Raw genomic sequence first — 22967 nt, 5'->3', positions numbered from 1 at the left:
TCCCCCGCGCGCCTTTTAAAGCGTATTTCTATCGCTTCAAAACGTTTTATGTCAAAAATTAGCCATGCGAACCACTTAAGGTTGCATTCGATGTCTTGAACACACGATCCACGACGAAGATTTGGTTGGGGCCGACCTTTGGCGGGGGAATCATAGCTTCCTCTTACGGACCATGCCGTTCTCTGTGCGGTCTTCCAAGCGCGCGTTTGTATTTGCGCAAAGGTCAGGCAATTTTATGCCTATTTTAGAGATTGCAAAGCGCATCGCCGCTAAAGGCTATTTTTCGACCGAAAACTTGTTGTACATCAGTCCCAATCAAGGGGTACCAAACGCCACGATACGGGCGCTTTGCAGTTGCAAGCGCCTTTTTTGATGGCTGACGAGACGGATCAACAAAGGGGTGAGATTTTCTTTATGGCAGACGCCACGGCACAAACGACCATAACGGTTTCAAGTTCAGAAGAACTGCGAGCTGCATATCTAGAATTGCAGGCGAACGAAGGCGGCGGTGTTATAAAGCTACAAGCCAGTGACACACCTTATTCCATGTATTTTAGGGATGTCGGTGACGAACAGAACGCTGTCACGATCACCTCAGAAGACCCCGACACACCTGCCATCATGTCCAGAGTTTACATCCGGGACACCGATAACATCACGATCGACAACGTGCTTTTTGACAGCACCGGTGACAGCAACGATAGCTCTGACGATCTGGAAATTTACAGCTCGGATAACATCTCGATCACCAACTCAGAATTCATCGGCAACGCCACTGGCTTTGTGACCAGCTATAGTGAGGTTGGTCTGACCCTTGGATCTGTCCGCTGGAGCGATGAGTTCAATTTCTCGGGCAACACGGTCTCAAATTACTATCACGGACTGTCGGTGATCGATGGCGACGATATTGTCGTTTCCGACAACGACATCACGCAAATGCAGGGCGACGGGCTGCGGTTTGCTTCGGTGCAAGGGGTCGAGGTCACTGACAACACATTGCATGATTTCTACGGCACATCACAAAATGTCACCCACTCTGATATGATCCAGTTTTGGGGCACCAACGCAAACCAGATCACCCGCGACGTGGTCATCAGCGGCAATGTCCTGAACACTTCGGGCGGGGCGGGCAGCCAAGGCATCTTTATCCGCAACGAACTGTTTGGAGACGGTGGCGCCACCGGCGGATATTTCGAAAACTTCGAGATCAGCAACAATGTGATCTACAATTCTCATATCCACGGCATTTATGCAGCTGACGTCAACGACCTGTCGATCACGAACAACACCCTTTTGTGGAACCGTCAGGCCGAAGTTGTCACCCGTGACAACGAGATCAGCTCAAGCGCGCCCTCGATTGTTATTCGCAACGACGGCGATGTTGTGATCACCAATAACATCACAAATGAAATCGCCGGAACCACCGAAGATGTATCTGTAATAAGAGATAATTTTTTCGTTGAGTATGACGATGTTAATGCCGCCAATCACATCATCAATAATTTCGTAAATGCCAATGATGGCGGTGCGGCCGATCTGCGCGACCTGAGGTTTCTGCTGGACAGCGATTGGAACGGGCTGGCGGGGGCCGATCTGACCCAAGCCACGCTAAGCGCTATCGACGGGGTAGAGGCCGTGCTGACCCGGTCGGCCGACATCCGAGACATCTATACCATGTCCTTCGACGCCAGGCTGTCTTTGGACAGCACCGGGTTTGTTGATCTATCAGAATATCAGTTTGTTTGGTCATTCTCTGATGGCTCCACCTTCACAGGCATCGAAATCGACAAATCGGTTGGGCAGGGGGGGAGCTATGAGGTCACTCTGACAATCAACGATGGAGGAACAGTTGTAGACCAAATATCGCGGGATTTCTTGGTTGCTACTAAAGATATCATATACTTGAAATCAAGTAATGGCCTAGCAGATCTATCTGAAAAGCAGGCTACCGTGCTCGTGGAGGGCAACGTCGAAGGCTCTCATGACGGTTTCCATATCTCCTTGGGGAACGAAATCGAGATCACCTCGGGCGCCTTTCCTCTGCAAAAAAGTGGGACCATCGGGATTACGTTGGATATGAAATGGGCCGATGCCGGCAACGGCGGCAATTTCATCACATTGCACACGATCTTTCAGGGTCGCGTTTATGATGACGGACGGGTCTGGTTTGAAATCGTCACTGATGAGGGCGCCTTCGCTGTCATCACCGAGACACCCGTCCTATCGGATGGCGACTGGCACAACATCGGCATCTCTTATGACGCCTATGACGAAAAGCTTGGGCTGTATGTGGACGGTGAGGAAGCGGCCAGTGTCACGGCATCTGGTATTACCGGGTCGTCATCACAGGATCTGGTATTTGGCAATGTTTTTGACCGTGACACAGCCGACATATACATTGACGACATTGCAATCAGCCGTGATCCCGCGATCGCGGACGAACCGGTTACAATAGATGTTCCAAACGACGATCCGATCATCGGAGAAGAACCGGTTGTCGCCAGTGCGTTTCTGCGCCTGTCCTCTGCGACGGGCCTTACGAACCTGGCAGAAGGGGATGCCCGGATTTACAACACCGGGACCGTCGAGGGCGACTATACGGGGTTTAACATCAGCAAAAGTAGTGAAATTTTCATCGACAGTGACACAGACAGCTTGCAAGATATGGAAGGTCTCGCCCTCACGCTGAACATGCGACTGGAAAGCCTGGGGTCCGCGGGGAATTTCATCAACTACTATGAACAATTTGCAGGGTCGGTGAAAGACGACGGCCGGGTCTGGTTTGAGGTAGAGACCACCACAGGCACCTACGCGATGATCAGCGACCGGGCGATCTTTGATGATGGCGATTGGCACAGCATTGGTATTTTCTACGATTCAGACGCCGAAACGCTTGTCATGCGAGCGGATGGCGTTGAAGTGGCCAGCGTGACCGCCAGCGGTATCATCACTGGGGCCCGCCAAGATCTGGTTCTGGGGAACTTGTGGTCACGCGATACGGTAGATGCCTATATTGACGACATTCAGCTTTCGGATCGGAGTATCAGCATCGATGTGCCCGTAGGCGATGCCGATGCCATCGCTCTGCTGTCTTCGTCACAGGGGCTCGCGGATCAATCGGGCAGCGGCATCACGGTCTATCAGACCGGCGAAACTCTGGGCAGCCACGTCGGGTTCCGGATCAGTGAAAGTAGCGAAATCTACCTGAACAGCGACACCGGAAGCCTACAAGACATGGACGGGTTCGACCTGCGCCTGGACCTGCGCCTGGCAGAGGCCGACGCGGCGGGGAATTTCATCAACTACTATCAGCAATTCGCGGGGTCGGTGAAAGACGACGGCCGGGTCTGGTTCGGGATTGAGACCGATGAGGGTAAATTCGCCGTCATCAGTGACGAGGCCGTGTTCGACGATGGCAACTGGCATCAAATCACCATCACCTATGACGATGATGAAAACTATCTGGCACTGTTCATCGATGGTCAGGAAACAGCGCGGACCGAGGCCAGTGGGATTATCCTAGGCAGCTCTCGTGATGCGATTTTGGGCAACACATGGAGCGACCCCACCGTGGATGCCTATATCGAGAACATCTCGCTCAAGGATGCCCCAGAAAGCGTTGACGAAGCCGCGGTCCTCGACCAGCTCACAGCTCTTAACCTGCTGACCGTGGACGAAATATTGTTCTAAATTGGTAGGGACATCCTGCCAATAAAACGACCTTGCGCGCGCGCTGACACAGGCCCCTTAACAGTGCGCGCGCCCTCCTAAGGGATCCTTGGGGTTCTCTCTCTTTACTTGCGGTGATTTTGGCTCCAGGAAAAAGAGAGACCACCATGAATTATAACTTTGAGTCTATGACACCCGGCCTGACAGCACCGGCCAGCGATGGTGTTGCGGTTACCCCCAGCGACCAAGACGATCTCGATTTTGCAACCCGGGCTCTTTATGTTGGTGGCACAGGGGACCTTGCCGTCCAACTGATTTCGGGCAACAACATCACTTTACGCGGCCTGCAGGGTGGCAATCTCTATCCATTGCGGGTCGCGCGCGTTCTTGCCACAGGTACGACAGCAACCGATATCGTCGGCCTGCGCTGATAGGGAAAATAACATGCAAATCAGCACGTCACTGTCTCTTTCTAGACTTGGTCAGAAGAAGAGCAAGCCAAGTCAAATAACTGCGCCCGCCCTCATCAGCGACTTGCCTGATCTGCTTCTGGATGAAGGGACAGGCTTCGCGACGACCGACGTTTCGGCCTTTTTCTCAGGTGCTGATTTGACATTCGATGTCACGGGCTTTGGGGCCAGTATTCACCCCGTGTCCGGCCAGCTGTCACTGGATACAGCCGCGTCAACGTCCGCGACCATGATATCCGTTACCGCCCTGAACAGCGCGGGAACAGCCAAAGGCACGTTTGATCTCATCATTCAGGCCGCCCTAGCCCCGCCCACAAAAATCGCAGATCTGAACGATGAGATTTTCGATGAAGACACCGGCATAGAAACGATCGACGTCTCGGGTGTCTTTTTGGGCGATGATCTGACCTTTAGCGTCACAGGGCTTGCCGCCAACATTGATCCGGTCTCGGGTCTTTTGTCACTCGATACGGCAACACCCATTGATGCCGCCAGCATTGTTGTGGTGGCCACAAACGCGGCTGGGTCGGCCAGCGCCGCGTTTAAACTCACCATCGAAGCTGACGAGCCTCCGGTAGATGGTGCCCCTATCGAGGTTTACTTCACCTCTTTTGATACCGACCGGACAAGCGATTTTATCCCCTCAACATCCGGCATCAGCTCGTTAAGGTTTGACCCAACGGCCACCTTTTCTGGCGACCCGACCCCAGGCGCAATGACGTGGGGCACCCCCGGAGACACGAATTCCACCAACGTGATCTTCATTTCGGTAGACCCTAACCGAACCTATCAATTGCTTTACCGCAGCACACTATCGGGCACGGGCAGCAACACCGAAGATACGTCTTTGCGGATGCAAGATGACAGCGGCACAACGCTCTGGAACAGCGGTGATTTAGGCACGGGGACACATCTTGTCGAAATCCCCGCCAGTTCAGATGCGGCCATTGTCCGGTTTGATGCCAAGATCCGCGGGACCATCGCAAGCGGGTCTTCCAAACGCTATAGCCTGCATATGCTAGGGCTTTGGGACATTACCGATAGCGGCGGTTTTCCACAAAAGGCGGCGAAGACCCCGTTCTTTTGGAGCGAAAAACTCTATACAGGGCTGTCTTCTCGTCCGATCGACTTTACCGAGTTTTTCACCGGGAACATCACAGAATATATTTATGACGGCCCCGAGCCGCACACCTGGGATGGTGCGGTGCTCACGATTACGCCCACCGTTGATACCGCCGGACAAGGCGATGCCGAGGACGGCACTGTCACACGCCTGATCTATGCGATGAATGGTCCTCTGAGGGCTGTCGATCCGCAGGTTATTTCGATCAATGTGTCCGACAGCACAACCCTGACACCCCTGACAGAACGCACCCCCGGTGAGGATTGGCAGATCGAGGTTGGCCGCCCCATGCCGTCTTTTGCTTTTTCACGCGGAGTGTATGGCGGCGCGCAGCCGCACAGCTATACCGTGCTGAGCAAACCAGATTGGGTCACCGTCGAAGACAACGGGGTGTGCCATGGCACGCCAGACCGGCCCACACCGCGCACACCGCTGACCGTGCAAGTGACGGATGCGCTCGGCAATACGTTGGAGGCCAACGTACAGATCGAAGCCGTTGCCCTTCGTGACCGCACGCCAGTTCGCACCATTCCGTCCGGTGGGGTGATTTTCGACGAGATCCGCAAATACGCCTCCTCCGGTGGGGTGCTGGCTCTGGAAGAAGACGGCACCTACACATGGGGCAACAGCTTTGGTGCTGTGAACGCGACACAGTCAAACCCTACGATCGTCACCGGGCCCGTCACCGCCGTTGTCAACGGGCGCGTCGAGATCGACAGTTGTATTGGTTTGGTCTTTGAAGGCTTCACCGTCACGCGCAGTATCACCGAAAGCGCCAGTAAGGACTACCGCGCCCAGATGATATTGGGCACGCAGAGCAGTTGTTTGCACATCAATTTCTTTGATCTGACAATACGCGGTAACCGGCTCGATGTTGTGGCACCTGGTGCCTCTGCTGATGCAGGGGCTGACTGGGAAAACACCGAGAGTTTTGTCACCATGGGAGTGGGGATCACGACAGGTGGGAATTTCCCAGTGGTTCACCGCTGTGCGATCGAAAATGTCTATGCCGGGATCAATCTGGACAACTCCAAACATTTCACGGTGCAAGATTGTACCGTGCGTTGGATAGGGGTCGACGGTCTGACCACCAACAAAAGCATGGGTGGCGTTATCAAGGGTAACCGATTCCAAGAACCCGTGGGCAATTACACCTCTTATACCCACCGCGATCTGTTGCAGACCTTTGGCAACAATGCCCCACAGCCAAACCACTTTTGCTGGCTTGACAACTTTGCCTCTTGTTCCGGCGTTGATCTGATTCAGGGGCACCTCTTTGATCAAGATGGCTGGGGCAACAGCGATAAGACGCCGCGCAATGGCACCAACTACCGCCATATCTACCGCGGCAACACGGTCTTTAACTCGACGAACGCGCATGGAGCCAATCTCGAATATTATCACGACAGTATATTCGAACAATTCTCGATCTTGCCGCATCCAGATGTCAGCAGGACGGCGCTGATATACCTCCGCTTTGCGTGTCAGATATTGCTCAAGGATTGTCTGATTAACGGGTATACTGGCAGCGGCTACGACAGCTGGTTCCACCTGGTCGACCGTGAGAACACCATCGACATGTCGACCGCCGAAGCACCTGACTTCAGCACGATCTTCCCCAATTGGGCCAACCCCGATCTGGCCTTTGAGGACCCACGTGAAGCGGTGATCAATGGCCAACCCCCCAGTGCGGCACGGTTCTGGATAGATCCCGCCAGCAGCTGGAATGCGTCCAATCCGAAGACCGCCCCCAGTTGGCTACGGGATGGTTTGTAACCAGGGCAATACCCCCACGCACCATGAAATTAAACGCGACGTCAGATCTCTGGATCTGGCGTCGTTTTTGCCGTGGCCCTATCGCGTTTTGAGACGGCCTTGATCATGCGCGCGGGCTGCAAATCGGAAGCTGCCAGCGCGAAAATACGTTTTGGCTGGTTTACCCTTCGCCTCGAAAAATCAATCGAAGGTAGAAAATCAAACAGAAAACATTCGAAAAACGTACAAATATAGCACATTTGATATTTTTTCTTGGTTAATGTGAATAATTTGTTAACATCACATCATTGCAAAATTTTAATTTTTACAAAATTTCGGAGTTTAATGAGAGCGATGTTTGTACATAGAATCCCTGTTTTTTTTGCCGCGGCCGTTGGCGTCGCCGCATTTCCTGCTTTCGCAGATACAATTGACCCTGAAACATACAGCGCCGATCTGGCCGTTGGCGAAAGCGCAACAATCACAAAAACCGTTGTTGTCGAAGCAAGCGGCCCATCTGATGCCGTCATCGACGTGCATTTCCTGATCGACACATCCGGCAGCATGGGCGGCGAAATCAACGCCGCCAAAGACGCATCAAGCGATCTGTTCGCATCGCTTGAAACAACATTTGGCGATGTTGCCGCCAGCGTTGGTGTGTTTTCAGAAGGTGCGTTTCTCGACGATGTGCGCCCCAATGCCAATGTCATCTTTGGAAGCGGCCTGAGCACGAACAACACGACATTCACCGACAACGTGAATGATGTCTCGCTGGGCGTCCCAGACGGGGGCGGGGATTTCCCCGAATCCGGCTATACCGGGATCGCCTTGTCTGGGGACAATCTTGACTGGCGGGCTGGGTCAAACCGGTTCATGTTTGTCTTTACTGACGCCTCGGCCAAGGGTGACCTTGCGGGTGCGCAGGCCGCACTTGCCGCTGAAGACATCTCTTTGGTGACCTTGGCCTACGGCGATCTGGATACAATCACCGCATCCTACGGTGATCCATTGGGCGGCACCGTGTTCAGCAGTTCAACAAGTGCTGCAGATATCATCGCCGACGTGACCGCGGGTATCACTGCCGGGTTCTCTGAATACGAAACCGTAACGGTTGATGATCTGGGCCTTGGCCTGCCATTGGGCATTGATGTGAGCACCGTCTGTACGTCAGCTGATATCGGCGCCTGCGTTGGTGCAGAGGCGATTGGTGATTATGACCGCTCCGAAGACAGAGCCTTCACATTTGATGTGACCTTCACGCGGACCGCAGAAGGGGATGCAGAGTTCTTTACCAACGCTTTGGTTGATGGCGGCATCGTTGCCCGTGAATTCGACAGCTTCACCGACGGTACGGGCCCCTCTCCGGTGCCACTGCCAGCTGGGTTTCCACTGCTCCTGACAGCCTTTGGTGGGCTCGCGTTGTTGCGTCGTCGCGCGGCCTGATACAGACCTAATATACCGGAATGCGGCGCAGGATCGCGGCGCATTTCCCCTCGTTTTTCAAAGTGAGACTTGTTTATGTCATCTGTCTCCTCCCGGTTCGGGCACGCGGTTTTCTTTCCGCTGATCTTCACTATTTTCACGCAATCTGCACAGGCGTCCACTTTGGAAGCTGGCCCCTTGTTGCCAGACGCGCCACAAGCAACGGCGTACCTGCTGCCCATTTCACGCGCGCTGGACACAGGCGATATCGCCGGGGCTGAAACCCTGGTGCGTGCACGGCTTGATGACGCGCCCGATGATGCGATCGCTTGGGAAGTGCTTGGTGTCACATTGAGCATGCGCGGCGATGTCACTGGCGCGGACGCCGCCTATGCAAAGGCGGTTACCCTAGAACCCAAACGTCTCAGCGCATGGATCAAGCGCGGCGATCTTGCCGATGCTTCGGGCCATACCCCTGAGGCACTTGGCCATTGGGCCGCTGCGCTTAAAATTGCGCCCGGCTATGCCCCCGCCCACGAACGTCTTGGCATCGCGTATGCCGATACCAATGATCTGCCCCGCGCCCTGACGCACCTTGAGGCAGCCGTTGCGGCACAAGACACCGCAAAGCTTGGCGCAAAGGCCGAACTGGCGTTCGTTTATAACAGGATCGGTCGTCCCAAAGATACAATCGCTCTTTTGAGCCCCCAAGACGACGGCACCGCGCGCATGAGATTGGCGCTTGGCAATGCCCACGCCCAATTGGGGGACCCCAAGCAAGCGTTAGAGACCTACCAAAAAGGGATCGATGCCGCGCCTGACAACATCGCACTTCTCAAAGCGAAAGGCGCGTTATTGGTGGAAACCGGCGATTGGCCCAACGCGGTGGTGGTGTTGTCTAAACCCGCCGCAGCAGAGCCTGCAGACGCCTTTTCCAACCTGCAATACGCCCGCGCGTTGCTTGCAATGGGGCGGTCTGTGGATGGGATCGCCGCTGCAGAACGTGCTGCCACAGCGGATGCCAACGCCGATATCTTGCACCAAGCCTTGTCCGTTACAGCACGCGCGCACCTTATGGCCCGCGATTTTTCCGCCGCCCATGCAGCAACCACACGGTTGGTAACGCAGTTGCCAGATGAACCTGCGTCTTGGCGCGAACATGCCGCGATCCAAGGGGCAACCGGGCAATATGAGGCGGCAAAATCCATCTATGATGAGGCAATCGCGCGGTTTCCCCAAGATGCCGAACTTCTCCGAGGGCGCAGTATCGTCAAGGTCCGGTTGAACCAGCTCGCATCCGCAGCCCAGGACGCCGCTTTGGCGGTAAAGGTCGCGCCGAAATGGCTCGAAGCTCGGTTTTTGCTGGGCGAAATACAACGTGCTCGCGGTGAAAACGACAAGGCAGAAGGCACGTTCCGCAGCGCCTTGACGCTGGACCCGGACCATTGGCCCAGCCTTGTGAATATTGCGACACTACGCTTGGCAGAGGGCGACGCCGCTGCTGCTTCCCGTCTGGCACAGCGCGCTGTGACGCTATCCGGGAATGCGCAACCCGCCGCCGATATCCTCAAAAAAGTGCAGGCCCAGCAATAAACAGATGGTGTACCTAATCTAAACCTTAATGCCGTCTATTCCTATCTCAACCAGACCATACCTACGGTTTGTCCTGCACGCGCCCAGTACAGAGGCCTTTCAGACCATGGGCCCTACGACAGACCAACCAGGATATCTCAGAGCATAGATGCCATTAATTATCATAACACATATTATAGTTCACTTTTGCAGACGCGGGTGCGCGCTACTTTGAAGTGCGGCTCCTATTAGAAAACAACGAGTTATCTAATAGGAGGAATATCACATGGGAGCGATCTATACGCAACTGAGCTTACAAGATCGCCGCCGGATCGAAGACTGGTAGCTGGCAAAGGTACCCAAACTTGGTTCTGCGACCCTTCCAGTCCATGGCAGAAAGGCACCGTTGAAAACACCTGCCGAAGTGTTCCGCGAAAAGATGATGGAAGAGATGGGTCGATCACCCTACCCTCAACGCCAATAGGAGTCGCGGTTCAGGTATCGCCCACAGGTGTCCAGGAAACTAGGGGCGCCTCACCCATAGCCCTCGTTCCATCGTCCAGTTCGTGACAAGTGTTGTCGGCGTTTGTTTACCTTGCCTTTGTGTCCCAGCTCTTTGGATTCTTTGCATGGTATAGGGGTATGGCGCTTGCTGGAATTGCACGAGTATCTCAGCTACAGCTTTTTTCACGATAGGATTTGCAGCAATCCCGCGTGGCAAAACCTTGGGCCTAGACGCCCTAATTTTTGGGGCTAGTGTGTCGGTTACAGTCTGGCTATCTGCTCGGCAAAAGAACGCAATGATGACTGAGAAAAAACATGCCAGGTAGCAGCATTATTTTGACTTTCCTTGTCGCTACAATTGCCTTTGCATGGATACCCGGCCCACATTAACACAAACAACGAACGACACAGACACCCATCATCATATAGGTTGCGCCGTGTCGCGATTTTGGAGCGCTGAGTATGGCAGACAACGACTTTCAAGCTTTCATCACCGACTACTACAAGCGGTTTTCACAAACGCTACTGTCTTTTGACAAAGGACCGTTGAAAGACGTGCTTGATGTGTTCGATACGGTCGTTGCACGGGGTGGGGTCGTTTGGGTCGCGGGTAATGGCGGCAGCGCGGCGATTGCAAACCACATGGTCTGTGACGCTGGCAAGGGGACACACGTTGATGGGACAGCCCCCTTTCGCATGATGTCGCTGGCGGCCAATGTGCCGCTGATGACGGCGATCGGCAATGATATCTCTTATGATGCGGTCTTTTCGGAGCCGTTGAAATACTACCTGACGGATAAGGACGCAGTGCTGCTGGTCAGCTCTAGCGGCAATTCCGCAAATGTGATCGAAGCTTGTAAATACGCCAATGAACGAGGCGTACCCACGGTGGCCTTTGTGGGTTTCAAGGGCGGTGCGCTCAAAGAACATGCCACGCATGTGGTGCACATAGAAATCGAAAACTACGGCATCGTGGAAGACACCCATCAAAGCCTCATTCACGCGGTGACCCAATACATGCGCGCCCGTAAGGGGTAGGTCAAACACCCGCAGCGCGGTGGGTTTAAGGTGACGCGGTGCCCCCAAACGCAACATGCGGTTTTGGCGGCACCCTGCGCGCGGGATTCAAAACAGTTTTATCCCGCGTGACGCCTATGTCGACATGATCTGCCGCAGGCTGTCTTCATATGCGCTCAACCGGTCAAGACCACGCGCAAAAGCGGCTTGTGTCTCATTGGCCAAAGCCGCGCGCGCTTCAAATTGTTCGAAAATGCGCGCCTCGATTTCTTCGGCCGGGTCCGAGGTGCAATCAACCGTATGAGGATATTCCAACGCGCCAAACAGCCCCGCAAATTTACGGCTATACGCCATAGGCACCACAGGCACCCCCGAGGAAAACGCCGCAATACACGCATGCATCCGCGCGCCCATAAAGAAATCCATCCCCGCAATATAAGTCTTGGCCTCTGAGGGAGAGGTGAATTTCGGGGCCATTTTCACCCCCTGCCCGACGTCGCGCGCCAAGGTTTCGCTGGCACGGTAGTCGTCTTCGACAGGCATGGTATCTGCGATAACATGCGGGACCAAATGCACCTCGACCCCCTCCATCTGCGCAAACCGGGTCACGATACGCGTCATCATGGCCGGATAATCTCCTTTGAGCCCGAACATATTGGCGCCCGTATAGCCCCCATTCATCAACAGCCCCGAAACGTTGATCCCCACTCGGACCGGGCCGTCATCAGCACGCGCGGCCGGGGCGTCATAGGGCAAACGCAACGCCACATCGCTGGCCAGATGCACATCACCACCAAACCCCTGATCACGCAGGATCGCGATAGATTTTTCATCACGTGCAAAGATCGCCGCCGCCCGGCGCATGGTCACAAATGCCACGCGTCGCGCCCACCCTGCCTTGAACGGCCCAATGGTCTGCGGGCTTAGGATCAGGGGCCGCCCCAATGCCAGAACGGTGGCCTTTGCCGTCATATATTTGATGAAACGCTTGGCCCCGTAGATATCCGAAAAGCTATCGCCTGCGCCAATGTCCAACACAATGTCGCAACGCCGCACCGAGCGTGCCAACCCACTGGGACGATAAAGGTCGCGGGTGCGGAAATTCGCGTTTTCCACGTTGTCTGCCGTGACATAGGATGGGCGCGGATCACGCCAGCCTAAGGTCAAAAAGCGCACCTCCCGGCCCAGTTCAGCAGCGATACCTTCGACGATCGCGATTTGGGCAACGGTCAGGGCACCAACGCCCAGATTGTCGGAATTGGCGGAATGCCACAGCAAGCCGATGGTCAGCGGAGAAGACATAAAAAGGTGGCTCCTGTCATGAGGCGAACTTCAGTCGCACGTGAGGGTTAGCGCCGGGACGCATCGGCAAGTGTGTCTTGATAAATTTGCATGAGCTTTTGTGCCTTGAGCGGCCACAACGCTTCGGCGGCGAGTTTGGCACGCCCCGCCTGCCCCAACCGCTGGCGCAATGCAGGGTCTGCGGCAAGGGTAGTGATGCAGCGCGCCAGATCCTGCGGCATCTGTTGCGGCGTGGTGACATCCACCTTCAACCCGCATGTGTCATCGATGATGTAATCAGGGCCCCCCGCACGCACAGTGACAACCGGCAGGCTCCAGCGCATCGCCTCATAAAGAACAGCGCCCATGCTTTCGCGAAAACTGGGGTAAACCAGCGCGTCGGCGGCTTTGTAGTGGTCTTCAATCTGCGCGCGCGGCAGGCGACCCAGAAACGACACACGGTCCGCCACCCCAAGCGCTTCGGCCTCGGCGCGGCACGCCTCTAGTTCTTCGCCATCGCCGATGCTGGTCAGGGTGACCTCAGGGTGGTCTTTCAAGTGGCTTAAGGCCCGTACGACATCGCGCAACCCTTTGGTACGCACCGCCCGGCCCACATGCAACATCTTCAACTGGCCCGCAGGCGTGTCGCGCACCGTTTCAGGCTCAAGATCCGCAACGCCGATCCCAAGGAATGGTTCGAACCGCCGAAGCGGCACATCCGCCAGAACATCCCGCATATAGGGGGCGACCCCCATCACCAGTTCCGCGCCTGTGTAGCTTGCACGCAACCACGGATCATACCGAAACCGCAGCCCATCAAGAGCCCGCAGCCGGGTAAACCATTGAGCGCCCTGCGCCTCGGGGGCAAAGGCCGCGGGCGTTGGCAGCGCCCCCCCCAGAGACCCGATTACATAAGGCACTCTTCCTTTGCGCAAGGGGGTCGGGTAGCGGGGTGCGCGGGGCAAAATGTGGTGGGCCAGATCATACTCTGCGCCATGTGCCTGCATCCACCGGCGCACATGGCCATTGAACACAAACAGGCTGATCTTGAGCATGGACGACAGGCGTTCGTTTATCCGTGTCCAGTTGGGCTCGTCGAAGGTGACAACCGTGCACTCTGGTAACTGTTCAGCCAATGGCGGGCCACGCCGTGTCTCGAACGCCAACACGGTGACATCCGCCAGTTTAGAGACTTCGCGCAGCAGCATCGTCGCGGTATATGCTTCGCCCACCGCCAGCGCATTGAGCCGCGGCGCCGTAATCAGAATTTTCATGCAGGTCGTCTCCGGCTAGGGGGGGCCGGCTTGACCGGGTCTGTTGTCGCATCTGTTGTTAGGTCTGGATCAGGGGGTGCGGGGGGCGCGCCGAATGACTGGGCCGCCCAGACCCCGGTGCCCATAAAGAACAACACAAACGCCCCGATGCCATGCCAATAGTGCACCGTCGCCCCTGCCAGCACGACACCACCCAAAGACACCAGATACCCCGCCCGGCCGGCACGATCGACCAGATCAGTCAGGGGCGCCAACGACACACGGCGCACAATCAGCAAGATCGCCGCCATAAAGGCCAAGGACGCCGGCAGCCCGTATTTCATAGCAATCAATAGCCAGAAGTTATCGACACTGCTGCTCATGTAGCTGGGGCGTATCCAATCATTCAGGCCAAGCCCAAACAGTGGGTTTGCCCAGACGTTATCAGTGCCATAGTTCCAGATCAGGATACGGTTGTAGGCACTGCCCGAACTGAATGTGGCGTAGTTGACGACCACATGGAACGGGGTGCGGCTAGAGAACAGATCCACCACGACATAGCCCGCAACGCACAGCCAAGCAAAGATCGTCCAACGTTTGGGATGCGGACGCAGCACAAGTTCCCATCCGATAAAGATCAGCTGGAAGACCATCGCCATGAGCGCCCCGCTCGACATGGAAAAGGCGGTACAGACACACACCACACCCAGCCGGATAACCCGCCCCATAAAGCCAGAGCTGTAATTGAACGAGAACCATGCAAGCCCCACCACCGTACTGACAAAGGTGCCGTGGTGAATGGGGTGTGAAAAGAAAGTCTGTGCCCGGCGCAGGCCCCAACGCGCGCCGATATTCACATGAGAAATCGAATTGGGCACCAGATCCAAGGCAATCGGCCGTCCGGTCACGCTTTCGAGGGCGGCCAAGGGGAACAACACCAGCGCGATCAGGAACATCACCCGGGCGAATTTGCGGAAATCGGCACCCGACTGGATCGACACCCGCCCCAACATATAGGCCCCAAAAAATTCAACCGTATGGATGCCAATCGGTTCGATCACCTGCCCCAGAGGATGGTTCATCGCCAGTGCCAAAACCGCCCAGCCCGCCGAGAACATCATCAATTTGTCCATCAACAAGATCGGCCCGGCTTTGCCCATGAGCCAACGAATGAGCAATGGGAAAAACAACGCCAAGAGCACCATCCGGTACGGCAACAGCAGCACAGGCCCGGCCCGTACGGTGATGGGCGCCATGATGCTGATCATGAATATGATGGCGAGCCAAGGCAGCCCAGCCACACGCACTGCCGTTTGTTTTATAAACTGCGCGGCCTTGCCCGGGGGCGCGCTTATGGGGCGTGTTTCAGCGGCGGCGGCTTGGTCGGCGCCTGCGTCGATGACCTCTTGTTTGGCCTGACCACGGCCCGCCTGGCCCTTGACGTTTTTCCAGGGGCGCGCTCTGACATGACGGTTGCGCTCGCGGGTCAGGCGATATGCGCCTGCGTCGCTCATGAGGTCAGAGTGTCCTGTGCCGCACTATACGCCGCACCCAGTTCAGCCCGCGGGGTGCGCATCAGGGTCCGCGACGCGCGTGCCGCTGCAAACGCACCGCGCCACCGCGCCCGGCCAGGGGCAGACCGCAAATAGCGCAGTTCAGTCAGCAGTTTGAGCCGGATAAACCACCGCAACCGCGACCGCGCCGCCTGCGACTGCTGAGGCGTCAGCGCACCATCGCTGGTATGTTTGAGGATCACGTATGCTCGGTTGAGCACCGCAATCGCCCCCATTGTAAAGCTACCTGCACGCCCCGATGGGTTCTTGTGGTGATAGACTTGGGCACGCCGCGCACCCACCAACAAACCATCGCGCGCCACGGCTAGGCTGGCTTCGACGTCTTCGTCCAGCCCGTAACCCTTGAGGTTTTCGTCAAATTCGCGCGCCTTGATCGCCTGCGTCCGAAACGACATCCGAAACCCGGTCATATATTCAACAAGGCTGTGGCGCTCTGGGTCAAACCAATCTGGCACCGGGTGGCGCCCCTTGAAAAGCCCCCCCAAATAAAGCGCCGGCTTGAGATGGGACAATTTCTTTTCAATGCGGTTGCGCATCAAACGGGTGCGCGCGTCACGCGCATGTGCCCGCGACATCTGGTAGGTGCCTTCAGGCAAGGACCCTTCGGGGGCTTCATGCACGGAAATACCACAGACCCCGGCCACGATCCCGGCGCGGTCCATTTCGTAGATAGCCATAATTTCGGCGGCCGTGTCCGTATAAAACAAAGAATCATCATCTGGAAAGATCACGACATCTGCGCTGACATGTTCCAGACCGCGGTTGCGTTGGTAAGGCAACCCCGGACCGCTTTGATGCACGATGACCTCGCCGTCCCATCCCTGCGTGCACTCTGTCACAATCTGGCGGATGGGCGCGTGATCGTCAGAGCTGTCAATTACGATGATTTTCTGTGGCAACCGCGTCTGTTTCAACAACAGCGGGATCGACAGGGCAAGCGCCTCAGGCCGGTTGCGTGTGGCGATCACCGCATCCCATGTCAGAGCGGAATCGTCGGGTTGAGAATTCAGGGTCATGGACAATACTCATACAAACAAATCAAAGGCGGGCGATGGCCGTCCAAAACTGATCTACACATTCACTCCGCAAGCGTATAGACCCCGGTCCTGAAAATATGGTTCACTCGAAAGCGCACGATGGCCCTTACCGCCCCTATATCACCTCAAGTTTCCGTTCTGATGGCCGTGTTCAATGGTGCGCGCTATGTCGAAAGCGCATTGGCATCGATCCAAAACCAAACCTTGGATGACATCGAGATCATCGTTGTCGATGATGCGTCGCAAGACGAAACACCACAGATTTTGGCCAAAATAGCTGCTGCAGACCCACGTATCCACGTAGAAACCCTATCTGAAAACCTAGGGGTGGCGGGGGCTGCCAACCGCGGTCTGGATCTTGCCCGCGCACCTTATGTGGCCCGGATGGACAGCGACGATATATCGATGCCCGACCGTCTGGCACATCAAAAAGCCTATTTGGACACACATGATACTGTCATGCTGATTGGCTCAAGTATTGGGCAGATTGATGCCGAAGGCGCGCATTTGCGCACCAGCCACAGACCGCGTGACGCCTTTTCGTGCCGGTGGCTGGCGCGGTTCTTCTACCCCGTTACACATCCATCGACGATGTTTCGCAGGGTGGCTCCTGATGGCACGCCACTGCGCTATGCAGACCAGATGCGCACCACATTGGATTACGAATTCTTCGCCCGGGTGCTCGCGCACGGCGAGGCTGTCTCGACCTCAGATATCTTGCTGAACTACCGCATCCACGACGGGTCGATCTCTGGTACGAAATACCGCGATCAGGCCACGCGGGCGCAGAAAATCGCCCTTGGGGTGCAGGACCGCGAATTACCACCGAAGGTCCGGGCCAGCCTGGAGCCTTTCAACGCCGCGTATCTGGGGTTCTCTGCAGCCCCGCCCGCTGCGATTTTTGCGGCGATGCGGCAAATGATCGCCTATGACGCCGCCAGCCATCCCGACCGTCGCACTTGGATGCGCCGGCAGGCGTCGCAGCTGTTGTTGTCTGCTTTGCAACGATCAGGCCTGTCCAGAAAACAGGCGCGGCGTGCGTTTTTACGCCATGGGGTCGATTTCCTGCCTGCCTTGGCCTTGCGCGCCGCCGAGCTGAAACGGATGCTGCCTGCGGCATTGCGTTCGGATCCGCCTGTTTAACCATCCCCCAGATGCGATCTTGCACGTCCAGACCCACTGTGGAATTGCATGCGGGAACGATTTCTTCGTATACGCAGTCTAGGAAAATACCTGCCGGGACAACCACGCCCATCCTATGGCGCACACTTATTCCGGCCCATGCAGTTGAAGGAAGATCGCGATGATCAGTACCTATGCGAAGATCCTATCGTTACTGTCGCAAGCAGAAAAGCGACGGTTTTTCATTCTATTGTGCATGGTCTTTGTGCTCTCAGTGTTTGAAGCAGGCAGCGTCGTATCGATCCTGCCGTTTCTACAAGTGCTGTCTAACCCCGAGATGATCCAGACCAACACCATGCTGGCGTGGGCTTACGGCACCTTTGGTTTCACCAATAATCAGGCCTTCTTTGTGGCGATGGGGGCTGGGGTTTTCCTCTTTACGGTCACGGGGCTGATCTTCAAAGCGTTCATGGTTTGGGTGCTGACACGGTTCTCGCTGATGCGTTCTTACGTGCTCAGCTCGCGCCTATTGGAAGGCTATCTGCACCAACCCTATGTCTGGTTTTTGTCGCGCCACAGCTCGGATCTGGGCAATAGCGTGCTGGCAGAGGTCGACACAACCGTATCGGGGTCGTTGTTGCCAGCGATGCGGCTGATCCCGGATCTGCTCACCGCGATCCTTTTGATTGGGGCCTTGTTCTACTTTGAGCCGGTGATTGCGCTGGGGGCGGTGATCTCGTTGGGTGGCGCCTATACGCTGATCTATGTCTGTATCCGGCTGTTGCTCCTGCGCGTGGGTGCCTCCCGCGTGACGGCCAACAAACGGCGGTTCCATGTGGTCCAAGAAGCCATGGGCGGGATCAAAGAGCTCAAGATCATCGGGCTCGAAAAAGATTTCATACGCCGGTTCCGAGTGGCCGCCCTGACCATGGCGCGGGCTCAAACCACCAGCCAAGTATTGCGTCAGGTGCCGCGTTACGCGCTGGAAGGCATCGCCTTTGGCGGGGTCATCATGTTAATTCTGGTGCTGTTGGCACGCGGCAGTGGTGACGGCGATCTGACGACCTTACTACCCACGCTTGGGCTGATTGCGGCCACCGGCATGCGGCTCATTCCGTCGCTGCAGCAGGTCTACAACCGCATCGCCACCATCCGCTTTAACGAAAACACATTGGACCGCATTCACACGGATCTCATGGCGCTGGACAAAGACCGGCTCAAACGTCGCGATGCCGCCGAGGCCGTCGCCCCCTTGCGTCTGACAACGGAATTGCGCCTCGAAGAAGCCGTATACGCCTACCCCAACACCGAGCAAAGCGCGCTGACGCGCATGTCTCTGACGATCCCTGCCAATACGACCGTGGGTATCGTGGGCGGCACCGGTGCGGGCAAAACCACGGTGGTTGATGTCATCTTGGGCCTTCTGGATCTGCAAGACGGCCAGCTTATCGTGAATGACGAACCCGTCACCACCGAGAAAATCCGCGCATGGCAAAAAACAATTGGCTATGTCCCCCAGCAGATCTTTCTGACCGATGATACCGTGGCCTCTAATATCGCCTTTGGTGTCGCCCCCGAGCTGATCGATACAGCCGCTGTAGAAGCGGCCGCCAAAGCCGCATCTTTGCATGATTTCATCATGACAGAGCTTCCGGAAGGCTACCAAACACAGGTCGGCGAACGTGGCGTGCGCCTGTCAGGCGGTCAGCGCCAGCGGATTGGTATCGCACGCGCGCTTTACCACAACCCCGATGTGTTGATCATGGATGAAGCCACCTCGGCGCTCGACAATCTTACGGAGCGCGCCGTCATGGAGGCGGTGACCAATATCAGCGGTTCCAAGACCATCATTATGATCGCTCACCGCTTGTCGACCGTGCGCAACTGCGACACGATTTTCCTGCTCAGAGACGGTAAGGTGGCCGCAGAAGGCACCTATGATGCGCTGATCGAAATGGACAGCCAGTTCCGCGATATGGCGTCTGCTGGCTGACCCTGTCGTCAGGTCGGGCGGCGCCGCCCGATCCCGCCAAGAGCGGCCAATACGAACATCGCCGACCCTAACGAGACCACTGCACCCGGCACTGGCACACTGCTCACCGCGGCACCATCCGCCGCTGCCAATACCGCCACTGCAGAAGAACTGCCCGTCGCCGTAAAGAAGTGCAGATCGCCACTGTCGGTTGTGTTGCGGAAAATGAGGTTTTCCGTGAAGGTAAAGGACACCGGGTATGTGGGGTCTTCGATGCTTTGCAACGCATCTGCCGGGATCAGCGTGTTGATATTCAGCGTGTAGCGTACCGCCTCATAGACGCTGCCAGCGGCCAGCGCGCCATAGCAATAGTCGATGATAAATCCGCATGTATTGTCGGGCAGTTCGGTTTCATCAAAGCTGATCGGGGGCATGTCCGAGGTCAAGGTCAGCGCGCCTGCCGGGGTGCCCGTCGAAGAGAAGCTCAGCTGTGGAAAGTTGAACGTCCAGTCATGCCGCCCGGGGCCATAGAAATCCAGATCGGCGTGCCCATTGTAGCTTGATTGCACCAGTTTGCTGCCAGTGTCGCCCAGTGTGGGCCCAGAGGACAGCACAGTGCCAAAAGATGAGTACTCTGTCACTTCCATGTTGAAGAGCCATGTTGCCTCTCCTTCAAATGGCACGATGCTCGCAAGCGCGGGCAGTGGTGTTACAATGCAGGTGACGCCAGCCAAAAATGCGCATCTGGCACGGCGCGTCGTAGAATATAAAGTAACCATTGAAATATCTCCGCAGAGGATGTTTTGAGAATCAGAACTGCGGCCTGGGCCGCCATAAAAAGGGGATGACTGATCCCGAACATACAAAAGTAAACGCCTCACGCCTAGGATATTTACGTTCCGTTAACCATTTAGTCGGGAATGCGGGTGTCTACTAAAGGGGCGCGGCGACGTCGGCCACCTGTCTGTTTACTTACGGGACGCCCATATGGGCCACCTGCCCCGGAGCAACACACGTGGTCATATTTCGGAACATCCTGCGCCCGTGGCACCGCTTGAGATCCTGCGCTAAGGCTTGATACCGTTGATCGTGTGCATGGCGTCAGCCAGTTTGGTCAGATCAGCCGCGTAAAACCCAGCAGCGTTGATGCAGTTGGTCTCCAACATTTTCAGGCCCGTTTCCGTACGGCAGATGTCCATGACATATGCACGCGCGTAGTTCGGGTTCAAACGCACCATCTGTTCTGCGAAATCTGCAGCATCTTAGTCGATTTCAGACAGGTAAATCACGGGGTCTGGGTCAAGTTCACCAACAAACAGGACAACTTTGTGCCACGTGTAGGGAATTCCAAGACGATCCAAAACAACTGCTGGCTTCTCGGTGTCCTCAAACTGTTGCAGTATCCATTGCATACCATAGGTTTCTTTTTAGCATTGCGGCGATTGTGTTATTTGGTCGTCAAAAGCTATTGGATCCGCATTAGATCTCACCCCGATCGACCCGGATACGAAGCCACCCCAAAAACGCCTTGTCAGGGTTGCGCAGATGCGGCCGGCCCGTGCTTTGCCAAGTATGGCGCCACTGCGCCTCCAGTGCGTAAACATCCGCCCCTGGGCGCAACTGCCGGGCTGTCTCCAGCGTGGCCGGATCAAGCAACCCTGCCCCATGCCCAGTTTCAATCACAGGATCCGCAGCCCGCGGACGGATACATAGAATATCGCCGGGCTCTTCGCTCAGAACATAGTCTGGCAAAAGGTTCCGCGAGATTATCTCGCGGACCATGGCGCGAAACACCCGCAAAGGGCTGCGCGACCCGGCCTTCTTTGCCAGAACAGCCAAAGAGATCCGCCATTCAGGTTGGCGCCCACAATGCTTACGCGCCAGCTCATACAACCGACGTTCCAGCGGTTTGCGCAGATTGAAATATTCCCGGTTCAGCGTCAGGACACTTTTGGACAGCACCGCCCGATAAAGCCAATCGCTGAGGGTAATTTCAACACTGACCATCCGGCCACTGCGGGTCTTGCGCACGATCTCCCACGTTTCGATCAACCCAAAACCGCTCGTCGTGATTTTATCATCAGTGGCAATATTGGTGGTGATCCGGGTCCCTGCCAGCCGCTCAAACGCATCGCGCAAACGGCGATACCCGTCACCGCTTGTCTCGCGTCCTGTCGCCGTTAACAAATCATGCGCAGTTAAGGTCAGCTTGCGACTAACAGCGCGCCCCGCATTCAGCGCAGCAATCAATTGGCTGATGCAAAAGATCAAAATATCCGCGTCAAAGATCGTGGCGCGACCCTTTACGCTGGGCGTAATGGTGATCTCTGCGGCGTTATGTTCATAAGATAAGATCCGCCTGTCCGGGCGGGTCGTCAGTGCAAAAATCGGATGCTCCATACTGACCAGATCATGTTTGGGCATGGCACCCATAAAGTCGCAGACGAAAAAATCGCCAACGTGACCCTGCCCGGGCGTGACCCCCATCGCGGGTGTCAAAGACTGTCTTGTGGCCATCTGCTCGAGCCTGACAACGTTTCGTTGTTTCGTTGACACCAAAGCTATTTCCCACAGCAAACACTGTCTACCACAATATGAGATCTCAATCGTGGGTTCAGAGTCGGGTTAACGTGGGATCAGAGTCGCCCTATCGTGGGATCAGAGTCGGATGTTTAAAAAAAAATCCCGTAAGGCGTTGAAATAATTCAGGTAATATAAAAAGTCAAAGGTCCGTAACACTCTAATAACTGATATATAACAAAACTATTGGCGAAAAATCGCTCTTGGCCATAAAGAAAGCGCCTATTTTCCAGTGAAAAAGAGAGAATAAACGCAAACCTTGTAAGGTACCGTGTTTTTGGTTACTTATTGAAAAACACGGTATATCAAGGACACGAAGTCTCATGGGCACCCTACCCCCATACCTCAATATCAACCCAGATGATGTCGTAAAAACCTTACCTGAAGAGGTCAGTACAGATCACTTTGCTAAGATCTCAGAAGATTGCAGCAGAGGCGCAAACGATCTGATATCACGAGGGTTAGACGAGAGCGGCGAAAAAAAACTACGCCTGTTTTCAACCTGGGAAATCACCAAATATTTAATCCCTGTGGCCCCTCAATATTTTCGCCGAGTGCTAAGAGCCAACCCTGATTTACCTCAAGGACGCGCAGAAACGGAAGGCGGCGCAAAATG

Annotated in this window: 15 protein-coding genes and 2 pseudogenes; 9 read left to right on the top strand and 8 right to left on the bottom strand. The window is 55.7% G+C overall.

Annotated features, from left to right (window positions below; all coding sequences use genetic code 11):
- The first annotated feature begins 372 nt into the window (after positions 1–372).
- From ABJH13_RS14950 to ABJH13_RS14925, 6 genes are all read left to right on the top strand, one after another.
- Positions 373–3690: a LamG-like jellyroll fold domain-containing protein gene (locus ABJH13_RS14950; RefSeq protein ID WP_348407022.1), complete on the top strand. Its 3318-nt coding sequence runs from the start codon at positions 373–375 to the stop codon at positions 3688–3690.
- Positions 3691–3836: 146 nt separating this feature from the next.
- Positions 3837–4100, top strand: a complete 264-nt coding sequence (locus tag ABJH13_RS14945) for a hypothetical protein (protein WP_348407021.1) — start codon at positions 3837–3839, stop codon at positions 4098–4100.
- A 178-nt stretch (positions 4101–4278) separates the two neighbouring features.
- Positions 4279–7038, top strand: coding sequence for a hypothetical protein (locus ABJH13_RS14940; RefSeq protein ID WP_348407020.1), 2760 nt, complete (start codon positions 4279–4281; stop codon positions 7036–7038).
- Positions 7039–7371: 333 nt separating this feature from the next.
- Positions 7372–8460, top strand: a complete 1089-nt coding sequence (locus ABJH13_RS14935) for a VPLPA-CTERM sorting domain-containing protein (RefSeq protein ID WP_348407019.1) — start codon at positions 7372–7374, stop codon at positions 8458–8460.
- 75 nt (positions 8461–8535) lie between these two features.
- Positions 8536–10032, top strand: coding sequence for a tetratricopeptide repeat protein (locus ABJH13_RS14930; RefSeq protein WP_348407018.1), 1497 nt, complete (start codon positions 8536–8538; stop codon positions 10030–10032).
- A gap of 945 nt (positions 10033–10977) precedes the next feature.
- Positions 10978–11553 (top strand): SIS domain-containing protein, encoded by a 576-nt coding sequence (locus ABJH13_RS14925; RefSeq protein ID WP_348407017.1) that lies wholly within the window; start codon positions 10978–10980, stop codon positions 11551–11553.
- A gap of 114 nt (positions 11554–11667) precedes the next feature.
- Here ABJH13_RS14925 and ABJH13_RS14920 read toward each other — a convergent pair whose 3' ends face one another.
- From ABJH13_RS14920 to ABJH13_RS14905, 4 genes are read right to left on the bottom strand one after another with little or no spacing between them, the layout of a single operon-like run.
- Positions 11668–12834, bottom strand: coding sequence for a polysaccharide pyruvyl transferase family protein (locus ABJH13_RS14920; RefSeq protein ID WP_348407016.1), 1167 nt, complete (start codon positions 12832–12834; stop codon positions 11668–11670).
- A 47-nt stretch (positions 12835–12881) separates the two neighbouring features.
- Positions 12882–14087, bottom strand: a complete 1206-nt coding sequence (locus ABJH13_RS14915) for a glycosyltransferase family 4 protein (protein WP_348407015.1) — start codon at positions 14085–14087, stop codon at positions 12882–12884.
- Positions 14084–15580: an O-antigen ligase family protein gene (locus ABJH13_RS14910; protein WP_348407014.1), complete on the bottom strand. Its 1497-nt coding sequence runs from the start codon at positions 15578–15580 to the stop codon at positions 14084–14086. The genes ABJH13_RS14915 and ABJH13_RS14910 overlap by 4 nt, the downstream gene beginning before the upstream one ends.
- A complete protein-coding gene (locus tag ABJH13_RS14905) occupies positions 15577–16656 on the bottom strand; it encodes a glycosyltransferase family 2 protein (RefSeq protein WP_348407013.1) in 1080 nt (359 codons plus the stop codon). Before ABJH13_RS14905 ends, ABJH13_RS14910 begins: the two co-directional genes overlap by 4 nt.
- Positions 16657–16776: 120 nt before the next feature.
- Here ABJH13_RS14905 and ABJH13_RS14900 point away from each other — a divergent pair, with 120 nt between their 5' ends.
- Both ABJH13_RS14900 and ABJH13_RS14895 read left to right on the top strand, forming a co-directional pair.
- Positions 16777–17820, top strand: a complete 1044-nt coding sequence (locus ABJH13_RS14900; RefSeq protein ID WP_348407012.1) for a glycosyltransferase family 2 protein — start codon at positions 16777–16779, stop codon at positions 17818–17820.
- Positions 17821–17980: 160 nt separating this feature from the next.
- Positions 17981–19792: an ABC transporter ATP-binding protein gene (locus ABJH13_RS14895; protein WP_348407011.1), complete on the top strand. Its 1812-nt coding sequence runs from the start codon at positions 17981–17983 to the stop codon at positions 19790–19792.
- A gap of 8 nt (positions 19793–19800) precedes the next feature.
- Here the strand turns inward: ABJH13_RS14895 and ABJH13_RS14890 are convergent, their stop codons facing one another.
- From ABJH13_RS14890 to ABJH13_RS14875, 4 genes and pseudogenes are all read right to left on the bottom strand, one after another.
- The gene (locus ABJH13_RS14890; RefSeq protein ID WP_348407010.1) at positions 19801–20550 is read right to left on the bottom strand and encodes a hypothetical protein; all 750 of its coding nucleotides are present in this window, start codon (positions 20548–20550) and stop codon (positions 19801–19803) included.
- Between the two features lie 288 nt (positions 20551–20838).
- A pseudogene (locus ABJH13_RS14885) lies at positions 20839–21018 on the bottom strand (ATP-grasp domain-containing protein); the annotation flags it as partial.
- 15 nt (positions 21019–21033) lie between these two features.
- The gene (locus tag ABJH13_RS14880; RefSeq protein ID WP_348407009.1) at positions 21034–21183 is read right to left on the bottom strand and encodes a hypothetical protein; all 150 of its coding nucleotides are present in this window, start codon (positions 21181–21183) and stop codon (positions 21034–21036) included.
- A gap of 67 nt (positions 21184–21250) precedes the next feature.
- On the bottom strand, positions 21251–22288 hold the full coding sequence (locus ABJH13_RS14875; protein ID WP_348407008.1) for a replication initiator protein A: 1038 nt from the start codon (positions 22286–22288) through the stop codon (positions 21251–21253).
- A gap of 386 nt (positions 22289–22674) precedes the next feature.
- On the opposite strand from ABJH13_RS14875, the pseudogene ABJH13_RS14870 reads away from it, so the two are divergent.
- Positions 22675–22967: pseudogene (locus ABJH13_RS14870) on the top strand (chromosome partitioning protein); the annotation flags it as partial.

This window comes from Roseobacter sp., assembly GCF_039970775.1.
Taxonomy (GTDB): domain Bacteria; phylum Pseudomonadota; class Alphaproteobacteria; order Rhodobacterales; family Rhodobacteraceae; genus Roseobacter.
This window is presented reverse-complemented; position numbering and strand designations above follow the sequence as displayed.